The sequence below is a fragment of the Reyranella aquatilis genome (assembly GCF_020880995.1).
Classification (GTDB): Bacteria; Pseudomonadota; Alphaproteobacteria; order Reyranellales; family Reyranellaceae; genus Reyranella; species Reyranella aquatilis.
The window spans coordinates 23348-36445 of record NZ_JAJISD010000012.1; the positions used below are offsets into that span (position 1 = coordinate 23348).

Below are 13098 nucleotides of genomic sequence, written 5' to 3' on the forward strand. Positions count from 1 at the left end.
TCACACCGGCAGAATCGAGGCGACGAGCATCTGCGTGTAGGCGTGCTGCGGATCGTCGAGCACCTGGTCGGTCAGTCCCTGTTCAACGACCATGCCGCCCTGCATCACCATCAGCCGGTGCGTCAGCAGACGCGCGACGCCGAGATCGTGGGTCACCAGCACGGCCGACAGATGAAGCCCTTCGACGAGGCCGCGCAGCAGATCGAGGATGCGGGCCTGCACCGAGACGTCGAGGCCGCCGGTCGGCTCGTCCATGAAGACCAGCCGCGGCTTGCTCACGAGGTTGCGGGCGATCTGCAGACGCTGGCGCATGCCGCCGGAGTAGGTCGTCGGTCGATCGTCGAGACGGTCGGCATCGATTTCGACGCGTGTCATCCAGTCGATGGCCTCGCGCCGGATTTCGCCATAGTGGCGCGCGCCAACGGCCATCAGCCGCTCGCCGATATTGGCGCCCGCGCTCACGCCCATGCGCAGTCCATCCCGCGCGTCCTGGTTCACGAAGCCCCATTCGGTGCGCGCCAGCAGGCGCCGCCGCGCCTCTGAAAGGTGGTGCACGTCGACGATGCCGGCGGACAGCGTTTCGTACGTGACGGAACCGCCGTCGGGTGCGAGGCGGCCGGCCAGGCAATTGAGCAGCGTGGTCTTGCCGGAGCCCGATTCGCCCACGATGCCCAGCACCTCGCCGGGCCACAGATCGAAGCTCACGTCGCGGCAGGCGATACGGCCGCCGAAGCGCTTGGTGACGCCGCAGGCGGAGAGGAGCGGACCCCTCATCGCCGGCTCTCGCAATAGTCGGTATCGGAGCAGACGAACAGGCGCTTGCCGGCGTCGTCGACGATCATTTCGTCGAGGAAGCTTTCCTTGGACCCGCAGAGCGCGCAGCTCTCGGTCCAGGTCTCGATCTCGAACGGGTGATCGTCGAAGTCCAGGCTCTTCACTGGCGTGTGCGGTGGCACGGCGTAGATGCGCTTCTCGCGGCCGGCGCCGTAGAGCTGCAGTGCGGGGCTGCGGTCGAGCTTGGGATTGTCGAACTTGGGGATCGGCGAGGGGCTCATGATGTAGCGCCCGTTCACCATCACCGGATAGTTGTAGGTCTTGGCGATGCGGCCGTGGCGGGCGATGCTTTCGTAGAGGCTCACCTGCATGACGCCGTATTCCGATAGCGCGTGCAGAGTCCGCGTTTCGGTCTCGCGCGGCTCGAGCATGCGCAACGGCTCGGGTATCGGCACCTGGAAGACCAGGATCTGGCCGTCTCTGAGCGGCGTCTCTGGTACGCGATGGCGCGTCTGGATGATGGTGGCTTCTTCTGTGCGGGTGGTCGTGGCGACATCGGCCACCCGGGCGAAGAAGCGGCGGATCGAGACGGCATTGGTCGTGTCGTCGGCGCCCTGGTCGATCACCTTCAGCGTGTCGTCGCGGCCGATGATGGCGGCCGTGACCTGGATGCCGCCGGTGCCCCAGCCGTAGGGCAGCGGCATCTCGCGCCCGCCGAACGGGACCTGATAGCCGGGGACCGCCACCGCCTTCAGGATGGCGCGGCGGATCATCCGCTTGGTCTGCTCGTCGAGATAGGCGTAGTTGTAGGCGGAACCCTGGATGTCGGTGTCGGGCATGGATCACTCCGCCGCCTGGCTGAGCACGGTCTGCTCGCGGCGCTTCTCGGCCTCGGCACGCAGGGCGCGCACCACCACCAGCTCGGACTGAAAATCGACGTAGTGGGGCAGCTTGAGGTGCTGCACGAAGCCCGATCCCTCGACATTGTCGCTGTGGGCCAGCACGAATTCCTCGTCCTGGGCAGGCGAGTTCGCGGCCTCGCCCAGTTCGCCGGCGCGCAGCGCCCGGTCGACAAGCGCCATGGCCATCGCCTTGCGCTCGGCATGGCCGAACGCCAGGCCGTAGCCGCGCGTGAACTGGGGCGGCACGTCGTGCGAGCCGGCGAACTGGTTGACCATGTCGCACTCGGTCACTTCGATCTCGCCGATCTCGATCGCGAAGCCCAGTTCCTCCGGCACGAAGGACACGGGCACGTGGCCGTAGCGGATCTCGCCGACGAAGGGATGGTTGTTGCCGTAGCCGCGCTGCGTCGAGTAGCCGAGAGCCAGCAGGAAGCCTTCGTCGCCGCGCGCGAGGTTCTGCAGGCGCAACGGCCGGTCGGCCGGCAACACCAGCGGCTGACGCGTCAGGTCCTGTGCCTCGGCCGCCGTCCGTGCCGGCGGCGGTTCGAGCAGGCCGTCGCGCTGCAGGATGTCGCCCACGCGCGGCAGGCGATCGGTGGGTTCGGCGGGCGCCGTGGCTGCGCTCGGGCGCTCGCCGGAGGCAGCCAGCGCGAAGTCGAGAAGCCGATGGGTGTAGTCGTAGGTCGGGCCAAGCACCTGGCCGCCCGGCACATCCTTGAAGGTGGACGAGATGCGGCGCTCCGCCACCATGTGGGTGGTGTCGAGCGGTTCCGACGCGCCGAAGCGCGGCAGGGTCGTGCGATAGGCGCGCAGCAGGAAGATCGCCTCGATAAGGTCGCCGCGCGCCTGCTTGATGGCAAGCGATGCGAGGCCGCGGTCGTAGCAGGAGCCCTCGGTCATCACGCGATCGACGGCGAGTCCCAGCTGCTGGTCGATCTGTTCCAGCGAAAGCTCGGCGACCTCGCGATCGCCGCGGCGCTTGTCGGCCAAGAGTTCGAGTGAATGGGCGATGGCGGTCTCGCCGCCCTTGACCGCGACGTACATGGTCAGGCCTCCACGGCGACGCTGCGCGGCAGCGCGACGAGTCGGGAACCGGCGGCGAAGACGAGGTCGACGCCGCAGGGAAAGAGCGCGTGGTTGGCGGCCCAGGCGGGCCAGAAGTCGGCGCCCAGTCCCTCAATGGCGACGCGTGCCTCACCGTCGATGCCCGGGCCCCGCCAGGTGCAGGCCGGACCGCCTTCAAGCGACGGCACTTCGATCACCAGTGTGGCGGCGCGATCGGGATAGGTATCGGTGCCGATGGCGAAGCCGGCAAACGGGTCACCGCTGCTGCTGAGGATGACCGCAAAGGTCGCGGCCCCGCGCGCAGGGACGAGCGGGGCGCCGGCATGGAAGCGCAGGAAATCGCGCACGTCCGGCTTGTCGAGGCCAGCGTCCAGCCAAAGCGGCGTCTCGCGGTCGGCAAGGGTCAGCAGGAAGGCAACGGCGGCAGGGCTGAGCGTGCCGGGGCCGGCGGGCGGATCGCGCAGCTCGATGATGCGGCCGGGATGGGAGAAGGCCTCGAGCACGCCGCGGAACAGTCGCTGCGCGTCATGCGGCGGATCGGCAAGGCCCGGCGCGAGCAAGTTGGTGGTCATGTGCCGGCCTCACGGGCGACGGTGAAAAAGTCGACCTTGGTGGCGGCGGCGCGTGCGGCGATCAGCCGATGCCGCGCTTCGGCCTCGCGGACCAGGGGTGCCACGAGTTCGGCTTCGAGCCTGGCCGTCCAGTCGGCCCGCTGGCCCAGCGCGTCGACCACGGCAACGGTCTCGGCATGGTGCGTGTCGCGGCCGCGAACATAGCCGAAACCCAATTCGCCGCTGTCCAGGCGCACCGCGGCCCGCGTGACCGTCATTTCGCCGGCGCAGAAGGCTGCGCCGGTGCCGGAGATGCGGCCCTGCACCATGACCAGGCCGATCTCGGGACGCCGCAAAACGATATGGGACGGGGTGGCGCCGAGCGCGTACCACAGCGCCTGCAGCCGCGCGCCGGGTGCTCTCGCCAGGACGGAAAGCCATCGGCGGCGACGCTCGATCGAAGGGGTTTCGGACATGGGGCGCTCACGAAAGAGGCGCACCATCCTCAGCCAGCGTTACCGTTGCGAGGGCATGAAGTTAAATTCGTGTGACAGTCGGCCCGTCCAGCGCAGCGGGGACAACTTATTGATTTAGAACAATTCTTTTCGCCGCTTGCGGGTTCATCCTCAGGCGTCTGCCTTCACTGTCATCCAAGTGTCACATATCCGTCATAGGAGGGAGACGTACGGCTCCTAGATGACGGGCGCTTCGAAATTCAACGAAGGAGAACCCCGTGAACCTGACCAAGATCGTCCTCGCGACAGCCGCCCTGACGCTGTCCCCGATCGCCGCCCATGCCATCGACATTTCTGGTGCGGGCGCGACGTTCCCCTACCCGATTTATGCCAAGTGGGCCGACGCCTACAAGAAGGAGACCGGCAACGGTCTCAACTACCAGTCGATCGGTTCGGGCGGCGGCATCAAGCAGATCAAGGCAAAGACCGTGACCTTCGGCGCCACCGACGCGCCGCTCACGGGCAAGGATCTCGAGGAGTCCGGCCTGGTCCAGTTCCCGATGGTCATGGGTTCGGTGACGCCGGTGATCAATCTCGAAGGCGTCAAGCCGGGCGATCTGGTGCTCGACGGGCCGACGCTGGCCAAGATCTACCTCGGCCAGATCAAGAGCTGGGACGACGCCGAGATCGCCAAGCTCAACCCCAACGTCAAGCTGCCGAAGCAGGCGATCGTGCCGGTGCGTCGCTCGGACGGATCGGGCACGACCTACAACTTCGCCTACTACCTGGCCGAGGTGAGCCCGGACTGGAAGGCGAAGGTCGGCGTCAGCACAGCGCTGCAGTGGCCGGTCGGCATCGGCGCCAAGGGCAACGAAGGCGTGGCCGGCAACGTGGCGCAGACCAAGGGCTCGATCGGCTATGTCGAGTACGCCTACGCCAAAGAAAACAAGATGACCTTCACCAGGATGATCAACAAGGCGGGCAAGGCCGTCGCCCCGGGCTCGGATACGGTGCAGGCCGCTGCGGCGAATGCCGACTGGAAGTCCCAGCCCGGCTTCGGCGTGATCCTTGCCAACCAGCCCGGTGACAAGTCCTGGCCGATGGCGGCCGCCACCTGGATCCTGATGTACAAGAAGCCGGAGAAGCCGGCTGAATCGGCTGAGGCGCTGAAGTTCTTCGCCTGGGCCTACGCCAAGGGCGACGCCATGGCGGACTCGCTCGACTACGTCCCGATGCCGCAGAACGTCGTGAACGACATCCAGAAGATGTGGCAGGCCGAGATCAAGGGCGCCGACGGCAAGCCGTTGTACTCGCCGACGAACTAGGATCGCGATAGGGCGGGTGGCAACACCCGCCCTTCATTCTTGGGGAGGCTTATGGCTTCGGGGGAGCGGGACGTGAGTGAAGTTGCATTGAAGGGCGCCAGCGCGCCGGCGGCCGTGTCGGCGTCGCGGGCAGCCGTGCTGCGGCGCCTCAGGTTGACCGACTCTTTGTTCCATGGGCTGACACGCGGCGCGTCGCTCGCCGTGCTCGCCCTGCTGAGCGGCGTGATCATCGCCCTCATCGTCGGTGCGGCGCCCGCGCTCGGCACCTTCGGTATCGGCTTTCTGTTCGACGAGTCGTGGAACCCGGTGACCGAGCGGTTTGGCGCCCTGGCGCCGATCTTCGGCACCCTGGTGACGTCGTTCATCGCCATGCTGATCGCGGTCCCCGTCGGCCTCATGGTCGCGTTTTTTCTCACCGAGCTCTGCCCGAAGGTGCTGCGCCGCCCGATCGGCATTGCGATCGAACTGCTGGCCGGCATTCCCAGCATCATCTACGGCATCTGGGGCCTGTTCGTGTTCGCGCCGTTCCTGCAGCAGTACGTGCAGCCTCTGTTCATCGACACTTTCGAGAACGTTCCGGTTCTTTCCACGCTTTTCGCCGGCCCGCCCTACGGCATCGGCATGTTCACCGCGGGCCTGATCCTCGCGATCATGGTGCTGCCCTTCGTGACCTCGATCTCGCGCGACGTGTTCGACGCGGTGCCGCCGGTGCTCAAGGAAGCGGCATACGGTGTCGGCTGCACGACGTGGGAAGTGTTCCGCTACGTCGTGCTGCCGTTCACGCGGGTCGGCGTCATCGGCGGCTTCATGCTCGGCCTCGGACGCGCGCTGGGCGAAACGATGGCGGTCACCTTCGTGATCGGCAACGCGCATCACGTCTCGGCCTCGCTTTTCGCGCCCGGCACGACGATCTCGGCCTCGATCGCAAACGAATTCACCGAGGCGGTGGGCGATCTCTACACCTCGTCTCTGGTCGCGCTCGGACTCATCCTCTTCTTCATCACCTTCTGTGTGCTTGCCATCGCCCGCTACATGCTGATGCGCCTGCAGCGACAGGGGAGGTAACGCCATGACTGCCACTGCGACCAAGTCGGCCGCCCTGACCAATCCGCTGTACGCGGGTCGCCGCCGCCGCAATGCCATCGCCAAGGGGCTGGCGTTCGCCGCGACGATCTTCGGACTGGGATGGCTGGTGCTGATCCTCGGCGTCCTGATCTACAAGGGCCTGGGTGGGCTTTCGCTCACGGTCTTCACCGAGAACACGCCGCCCCCGGGCGCAGCAGGCGGCCTGCTCAACGCCATCGTCGGCAGTCTCGTGATGACGGCGCTCGCCGTGATCATCGGCACGCCCATCGGCATCCTGGCCGGCACCTACCTCGCCGAGTACGGCCGCCACGACAAACTGTCGAGCGTGGTGCGCTTCATCAACGATATCCTGCTCAGCGCGCCGTCGATCGTCATCGGCCTGTTCGTCTACGAGATCATGGTGGCACCGATGGGTCACTTCTCCGGATGGGCCGGCGCGGTCGCTCTTGCGGTCATCGTGATCCCCGTCGTGGTCCGCACGACCGAGGACATGCTGAGCCTGGTGCCCGACACGCTGCGCGAGGCGGCGGCTTCGATCGGCCTGCCGCGCGCGCACATGATCGTGCGCATTGCCTATCGTGCGGCGCAGGCCGGCATCGTGACCGGCGTGCTGCTGGCCATCGCGCGCATCAGCGGCGAGACCGCGCCGCTTCTGTTCACGGCACTGAACAACCAGTTCTGGACGATGAACATGAACCAGCCGATGCCCAGCCTGCCGGTGGTCATCTTCCAGTTCGCCCTGTCGCCCTACGCCGAATGGCAGAAGCTCGCCTGGACCGGCGCGCTCCTGATCACCGTCACCGTCCTGGGCCTCAGCATCCTGGCCCGTTCCCTCACCTCCGCGAGGAAGTCGTAATGTCCATGCCATCCACGCAAGCGCCCGCCGTTGCCGCCCCCGTCGCGACTCACGCGAAGGCGGACGTCGCCAAGCTGACGCCCAAGATCTCGATCAAGAACCTCGAGTTCTTCTACGGCGACAGCCGGGCCCTCAAGGGGATCACCCTGTCGCTCTACGCCAACAAGGCGACGGCGTTCATCGGGCCGTCGGGCTGCGGCAAGTCCACCCTGCTGCGGATCCTGAACCGCATGTACGACCTCTACCCCGGCCAGCGCGCCACCGGCGAAGTCATGTTCGACGGCGACAACCTGCTGCGCGACGACCAGGACATCAACCTGCTGCGCGCGCGCATCGGCATGGTGTTCCAGAAGCCGACGCCCTTCCCGATGTCGATCTACGAGAACATCGCCTTCGGGATCCGGCTCTACGAGAGCCTGCCGAAGTCCGAACTCGACGGTCGCGTCGAGCAGGCCCTGCGCCGCGGCGCACTGTGGGATGAGGTCAAGGACAAGCTGGGCGCCAGCGGCCTCAGCCTGTCGGGCGGCCAGCAGCAGCGCCTCTGCATCGCCCGCACCGTGGCGGTGAAGCCCGAGGTCATCCTGTTCGACGAGCCGTGCTCGGCGCTCGATCCGATCTCGACGGCCAAGATCGAGGAGCTGATCGACGAGCTGAAGCAGGACTACACGATCGTCATCGTCACCCACAACATGCAGCAGGCGGCCCGCGTCTCGGACTTCACCGCCTTCATGTACCTCGGCGAGCTTGTCGAGTTCGGGGCGACGGCGACGCTGTTCACCACGCCGAGCGACAAGCGCACCCAGGCCTACATCACCGGCCGGTTCGGCTGATCCGGCGCGACGAAGAACAGAAGGGACAGATCATGCCCGAACATACCCTGAAGCGGTTCGACGAGGAGCTGGAGCGGCTGAGCGCCACGATCAGCGAGATGGGCGGCCTGGCGGAAAGCCAGCTGGCGCGGTCGCTGGCGGCGCTGCGCGAGCGCGACACCGAGGCGGCCGAGAGCGTGATCGTGGACGACGCGCGTGTCGACGCGCTGGATGAGGCGGTGCAGGAGCAGACGGTCCGTCTGCTGGCGCTGCGCCAGCCGATGGCGGTCGACCTGCGCGTCATCCTCTCGTCGATCAAGATCGCGGCGGCCCTCGAGCGCATCGCCGACTACGCCAAGAACACCGCCAAGCGCAGTATCGTGCTGAGCCAGGCGACGCCGCCGGCTGCGGCGGTGACCGGCATCGAGCGGCTGGGCCGGCTGGTGCGCACGGCGCTCAAGGACGTGCTGGATGCCTTCGCGCACGGCGACGTGGCCAAGGCGCGGGACGTGTGGGAGCGCGACGAGGAGATCGACCAGGTCTACACGGGCCTGTTCCGAGAGCTGCTGACCTACATGATGGAGGACCCGCGCACGATCACCGCGTGCACGCACCTCATGTTCATGGCCAAGAACATCGAGCGCGCCGGCGACCACGTCACCAACATCGCCGAGCTGGTGAGCTTCCGCTCCACCGGCCACGGCTTCGACGAGGCCCGGCCGAAGGGCAGCGCGGCGATCTACGCTACGTCGGATGCCCCGGCGGGAACCGCGCCGTGAGCATGACCGCCGCCAGCCCCTCGCGCCGCGACGCGCAGACCTCGTCGATGAAGCCGCATGTGCTCATCGTCGAGGACGAGACGGCCCTGGTCGAGCTGCTGCGCTACAATCTGGAACAGTCGGGCTTCAGGGTCGCCGTCGCCTACGACGGTGAGGAGGCGCTGCGCTCTGTCCAGGAGGATGTGCCCGATCTCATTCTGCTGGACTGGATGCTGCCGTTGATGTCGGGCATCGAGGTCTGCCGTCAGCTGCGCCGGCAGACGGCGACGGCCAACGTGCCGATCATCATGCTGACGGCGCGCGGCGAGGAGGGCGATCGCGTGCGCGGCCTCGACGCCGGTGCCGACGACTACGTTCCGAAGCCCTTCTCGCCCACCGAACTGGTCGCGCGCATCCGCGCCGTGCTGCGGCGCATCCGCCCGGCGCTGGCCGACGAGGCGCTGTCCTACGCCGACATCGTCATGGATCTGGTGGCCCACCGGGTGACGCGTGGTGGCAAGCCGCTGCATCTCGGGCCGACCGAGTTCCGCCTGCTGCGGCATTTCATGGAACATCCTGGCCGCGTCTTCTCGCGCGAGCAGCTGCTCGATTCGGTCTGGGGCAAGGACGTCTATGTCGAGGCCCGCACCGTCGACGTCCACATCCGGCGCCTGCGCATCGCGCTGAACAGCGAGAACCATGCCGACGTCATCCGTACCGTCCGGGCCGCCGGCTACGCGCTCGATTCGACGCCGGGCTGACCGCGTCATAACTGGGTTTTCCACATGCGCGGTAACGGCATTGTAGTGTCGCTGGCCTAGAGAGGGTTTGCCCGTTCTTTGCAAGGCGCCCCACGCCCCGCTCCCGGAACGGGCCGGTTCCCCGGCTCGGTCCCGATACCCGCAGCCGACTTACTCACCCCTTCTTCCGTCAGGAAGGAGGGGTTTCTTTTTGCTCGAAGTGGCGGCGAACGATCAGCGCCAGCACGAGGGCCGGCAGGCCGAGCAGCGCGGTGTAGACGAAGAAGATCGCGTAACCGCCGAACTTGTGGGTGGCCGTGAACTCTTCCTGGAGCTTGTCGACGACCCACCCCGAGGAGCCACCCAGCAGCTTGCCGGGCAGCGTCATGATCGAGGTGAAGAGCGCGTACTGCGTGGCGGTGTAGGCTGTGTTGGTGAGGCCCGACAGGAAGGCGATGAAGATCGATCCGGACATGCCGCCGACGAGATTGTCGATGCTGATCGCGATGGTGAGGATCATCAGGTCGGGCTGGCCGACCCAGGCGAGCCACGAGAAGGTGAGGTTGCTCGCCGCGATCAGGAACACCGCCGGCGCCAGCAGGCGCGCCGCGCCGACGCGGAACACCAGCGCGCCGCCCAGCAGCGCGCCCAGGATCGTCATGACGAAGCCGTAGATCTTGGAGACGTCGGCGATCTGGTCCTTGCTGAACCCCATGTCGATGTAGAACGGGTTGGCCATCACGCCCATGGCGATGTCCGACAGCCTGAACAGGCCGATGAACAGCAGCAGCAGGACGGCCATCCAGCGGAAGCGGGCGAAGAAGTCGACGAACGGGCAGACGATGGCGCCATAGACGAAGATCAGCGCCTTGCGGACCCAGCCGGGCATGGTGCCGAGCCCCGCGGCGAAGGTCGCGACCTTGCCTTCGAGCTCGGTCGTTCCCGCGGTGGCCCGCCGCTCCGGTTCCGAGATCAGGAGCGTCGTCACGATGCCCACGAGGCCGAGCGCCGCCATTGTCTGGTAGGCCGCCGTCCACGAGACGAACTGGGCCACGTAGAGGGCGCCGGCGCCCGCGGCCAGCACGGCGACGCGGTAGCCCAGCTGATAGGTCGCCGCGGTCGCGCCCTGCAGGCTCGCATCGGTCGCCTCGATGCGGCAGGCGTCGAGGGCGATGTCCTGTGTGGCCGAGGAGAAGGCAACGACCAGCGCGAACACGACCATCCACCACAGGTCGGTGCGTGGATCGCAGTACGCCATGGCGAGCAGGCCGCCGGCGATCCCGCTCTGGGCCAGCAGCATCCAGGCGCGGCGGCGGCCCAGCCAGCGCGTCAGCAGCGGCAGCGGCACGCGATCGACGACCGGCGACCAGACGAACTTGAAGGAGTAGGTGATGCCGATCCAGCTGATGAAGCCGATCGCGGTCCGGCTGATCCCGTACTCGCGCAGCCACGCCGACAGCGTCGAGAAGACCAGCAGGAAGGGCAGCCCGGCCGAGAAGCCGAGGAACAGGAACTGTACGACGCGCGGATGGCGGTAGGTCGCAAGCGACTCCCGCCATCCCTTCGCCGGGGCGTCAGCGCTCAAATCAGGCCCTTGAGCGGCTGCTCGGGGCGGGCGCCGACATGGGAGATGACCTCGGCCGCGGCGATGCCGCCCAGCCGCGCGCATTCGGCCAGCGGCTTGCCGTGGGTGAAGCCGAACAGGAAACCCGCGGCATAGAGATCGCCGGCGCCGGTCGTGTCGACGACCTTCGCCACGGGCGCCGCCGGCACCTCGTAAGTCTCGCTGCCCTTGATCACCACCGAGCCCTTCTCGCTGCGCGTGAGGGCGGCGATCTTGGCTTCCTTGCGGGCCGCCTCGAGCGCTTCCTCGAAGGTCTCGACCTCGTAGAGGGCTTTGATCTCGGCCTCGTTGCCGAACAGGATGTCGACCTTGTTGCGGACCAGGTCGCGGAACTCCTCGCGATAGCGATGGACGCAGAAGGAATCCGAGAGCGTGATCGAGACCTGGCGGCCGGCGGCGCGGGCGGCGTCGAAGGCCTTCAGCACGGCCTGCTTGGCCGCCGGTGCATCCCACAGATAACCCTCGACGTAGGTGACCTGCGCCGAGGCCACCAGCTTGGTGTCGATGTCGTGGGGGCCGAGGCCGGTGCAGGCACCGAGATAGGTGTTCATCGTGCGCTGGGCATCGGGCGTCACCAGGATCAGGCAGCGAGCGGTCGCGGGGCCTTCGGTCGCGGCCGGAGTGTCGAACGCCACGCCGGTCGCCTTGAGGTCGTGGCCGAACACCTTGCCCAGCTGGTCGTTGCGCACCTTGCCGATATAGGCGCCCTTGCCGCCGAACGAGGCGATCCCGGCCATCGTGTTGCCGCAGGAGCCGCCGGAGACTTCGATGCCCGGACCCATGCCGTCGTAAAGCTGCTCGGCGCGCGCCTCGTCGATCAGCATCATGCTGCCCTTCACGAGCCCGTGCTGGCCGAGGAAGGCGTCGTCGGAGCGCGCGATGACGTCGACAATGGCGTTGCCGATTCCCAGCACGTCGAAGGGGGCGGATGTCATGAAGTCTCCTACAGCGTCAAAGCGATACCAGGTGCATGCCCGGCTTGGTTTCTTCCAATAAGGTGACGAGGCCGGCCACCATGAACGGTATGTCGGCCCGCAGGCTCGCGCGATCGATGTCGAGCGATCGCAGGCCCATTTCGCACACGATGAGCCGCGCGCCAAGCTCGACGCAGGCCTGCAGCAGCGTCTCGAAGTCGCCGACGCCGCGCGCGCGGTTGGCGGCGTCGCGCGCCCAGTCGCGCAAAGGGGGCGGGGAGCCCTGGAGGGCGCGGATGCCGCCCATGGTCAGGAACAGCACGGCCTTCTTGTTCACCGCCAGCGCCGCCGCCGCCATGGCCAATCCGTAGTGGACGCTCTCGTAGTCGTCGGAACGCAGGATCACCGAGACGCCGTCGTCGCTCACCGGGACGCCTCCGCCGCGCCGCCACAGGTGGGACAATCGCCGCGCTTGGTGACGGCAAGCGTCTCGAAGGAGGCATTGAGTGCGTCGTATAGCAGGAGGGAGCCCGAGAGCGAGCGGCCGACCCCAAGGATCTCCTTAACCACTTCGGTGGCCTGCAGGGTGCCCAGCGTCCCGGCCAGCGCGCCCAGCACGCCGGCCTGCGCGCAACTTGGCACGGCGTCCTCCGAGGGCGAGGCGGGGAAGATGCAGCGCAGGCAGGGATGGCCGGCGCCCTGCCACGCCTTGTAGGTGGAGATCTGGCCGTCGAAGCGCAGGATGGCGGCCGAGACCAGCGTCTTCCTCAGCCTGAAGCAGGCGTCGTTCAGCAGGTAGCGGGTGGCGAAGTTGTCGCTGCCGTCGGCGACGATGTCGTAGCCCGCGATGATGCGTTCGGCATTGTCGCCGGTGAGGCGCTCGTCATGGGCCTGCACCCGCACCTCGGGGTTGATGTCGGCGAGCGCACGACGGGCGCTGTCGACCTTGGAGACGCCCACGTCGGACGTGCGGTGAATGACCTGGCGCTGCAGGTTCGAGAGATCGACCGTGTCGTGGTCGATCACACCCAGCGTGCCGATACCAGCCGCGGCCAGATACTGCAGGAGGGGTGCGCCGAGGCCGCCGGCACCGACCACCAGCACTTTCGCCGCGATCAGCTTCGACTGGCCGATGCCACCGATCTCCGCCAGCACGATATGTCGCGCGTAACGGCGGATCTGCGTTTCCGACAGGTCAGGCAGTGACGTCATGGTCCGCTTATAGCATGGCGTGAGCCC

At 67.3% G+C, this 13098-nt stretch carries 15 protein-coding genes; 6 read left to right on the plus strand and 9 right to left on the minus strand.

Annotated elements, in window-relative coordinates; translation table 11 throughout:
• Genes phnK through phnG form a run of 5 tightly spaced genes read right to left on the minus strand, consistent with a single transcriptional unit; the run spans position 1 to position 3768 of the window.
• Positions 1 to 774, minus strand: a complete 774-nt coding sequence (gene phnK / locus LJ725_RS23330; protein WP_230553349.1) for a phosphonate C-P lyase system protein PhnK — start codon at positions 772 to 774, stop codon at positions 1 to 3.
• Positions 771 to 1613, minus strand: a complete 843-nt coding sequence (locus LJ725_RS23335) for an alpha-D-ribose 1-methylphosphonate 5-phosphate C-P-lyase PhnJ (protein ID WP_230553350.1) — start codon at positions 1611 to 1613, stop codon at positions 771 to 773. The genes phnK and LJ725_RS23335 overlap by 4 nt, the downstream gene beginning before the upstream one ends.
• A 3-nt stretch (positions 1614 to 1616) precedes the next feature.
• Positions 1617 to 2720 carry a carbon-phosphorus lyase complex subunit PhnI gene (locus tag LJ725_RS23340; protein ID WP_230553351.1) on the minus strand — a complete coding sequence of 368 codons (1104 nt, stop codon included), beginning with the start codon at positions 2718 to 2720 and terminating at the stop codon, positions 1617 to 1619.
• 2 nt (positions 2721 to 2722) lie between these two features.
• Positions 2723 to 3313 (minus strand): phosphonate C-P lyase system protein PhnH, encoded by a 591-nt coding sequence (gene phnH / locus LJ725_RS23345; protein ID WP_230553352.1) that lies wholly within the window; start codon positions 3311 to 3313, stop codon positions 2723 to 2725.
• Positions 3310 to 3768 (minus strand): phosphonate C-P lyase system protein PhnG, encoded by a 459-nt coding sequence (gene phnG / locus LJ725_RS23350; RefSeq protein WP_230553353.1) that lies wholly within the window; start codon positions 3766 to 3768, stop codon positions 3310 to 3312. Before phnG ends, phnH begins: the two co-directional genes overlap by 4 nt.
• A gap of 257 nt (positions 3769 to 4025) precedes the next feature.
• Between phnG and pstS the strand changes: the two genes are divergently transcribed.
• From pstS to phoB, 6 genes are read left to right on the plus strand one after another with little or no spacing between them, the layout of a single operon-like run.
• Complete coding sequence (gene pstS, locus LJ725_RS23355) at positions 4026 to 5072, plus strand: phosphate ABC transporter substrate-binding protein PstS (RefSeq protein WP_408015768.1); 1047 nt, start codon at positions 4026 to 4028, stop codon at positions 5070 to 5072.
• A 51-nt stretch (positions 5073 to 5123) separates the two neighbouring features.
• Positions 5124 to 6137 (plus strand): phosphate ABC transporter permease subunit PstC, encoded by a 1014-nt coding sequence (gene pstC / locus LJ725_RS23360; RefSeq protein WP_230553354.1) that lies wholly within the window; start codon positions 5124 to 5126, stop codon positions 6135 to 6137.
• A gap of 4 nt (positions 6138 to 6141) precedes the next feature.
• Complete coding sequence (gene pstA, locus LJ725_RS23365) at positions 6142 to 7014, plus strand: phosphate ABC transporter permease PstA (RefSeq protein WP_230553355.1); 873 nt, start codon at positions 6142 to 6144, stop codon at positions 7012 to 7014.
• Positions 7014 to 7844 carry a phosphate ABC transporter ATP-binding protein PstB gene (gene pstB, locus LJ725_RS23370; protein ID WP_230553356.1) on the plus strand — a complete coding sequence of 277 codons (831 nt, stop codon included), beginning with the start codon at positions 7014 to 7016 and terminating at the stop codon, positions 7842 to 7844. The genes pstA and pstB overlap by 1 nt, the downstream gene beginning before the upstream one ends.
• A 32-nt stretch (positions 7845 to 7876) precedes the next feature.
• Positions 7877 to 8602 carry a phosphate signaling complex protein PhoU gene (gene phoU / locus LJ725_RS23375; protein WP_230553357.1) on the plus strand — a complete coding sequence of 242 codons (726 nt, stop codon included), beginning with the start codon at positions 7877 to 7879 and terminating at the stop codon, positions 8600 to 8602.
• A 47-nt stretch (positions 8603 to 8649) separates the two neighbouring features.
• Positions 8650 to 9342, plus strand: coding sequence for a phosphate regulon transcriptional regulator PhoB (gene phoB, locus LJ725_RS23380; protein WP_230553520.1), 693 nt, complete (start codon positions 8650 to 8652; stop codon positions 9340 to 9342).
• Between the two features lie 169 nt (positions 9343 to 9511).
• Here phoB and LJ725_RS23385 read toward each other — a convergent pair whose 3' ends face one another.
• The 4 genes from LJ725_RS23385 to LJ725_RS23400 are packed head-to-tail and all read right to left on the minus strand — an operon-like array spanning position 9512 to position 13071.
• Positions 9512 to 10906 carry an AmpG family muropeptide MFS transporter gene (locus LJ725_RS23385; RefSeq protein WP_230553358.1) on the minus strand — a complete coding sequence of 465 codons (1395 nt, stop codon included), beginning with the start codon at positions 10904 to 10906 and terminating at the stop codon, positions 9512 to 9514.
• Positions 10903 to 11880 (minus strand): adenosine kinase, encoded by a 978-nt coding sequence (locus LJ725_RS23390; RefSeq protein WP_230553359.1) that lies wholly within the window; start codon positions 11878 to 11880, stop codon positions 10903 to 10905. Before LJ725_RS23390 ends, LJ725_RS23385 begins: the two co-directional genes overlap by 4 nt.
• A 16-nt stretch (positions 11881 to 11896) precedes the next feature.
• Positions 11897 to 12286 (minus strand): DsrE family protein, encoded by a 390-nt coding sequence (locus LJ725_RS23395; RefSeq protein ID WP_230553360.1) that lies wholly within the window; start codon positions 12284 to 12286, stop codon positions 11897 to 11899.
• Complete coding sequence (locus LJ725_RS23400; RefSeq protein WP_230553361.1) at positions 12283 to 13071, minus strand: HesA/MoeB/ThiF family protein; 789 nt, start codon at positions 13069 to 13071, stop codon at positions 12283 to 12285. The genes LJ725_RS23395 and LJ725_RS23400 overlap by 4 nt, the downstream gene beginning before the upstream one ends.
• Positions 13072 to 13098: the final 27 nt, after the last annotated feature.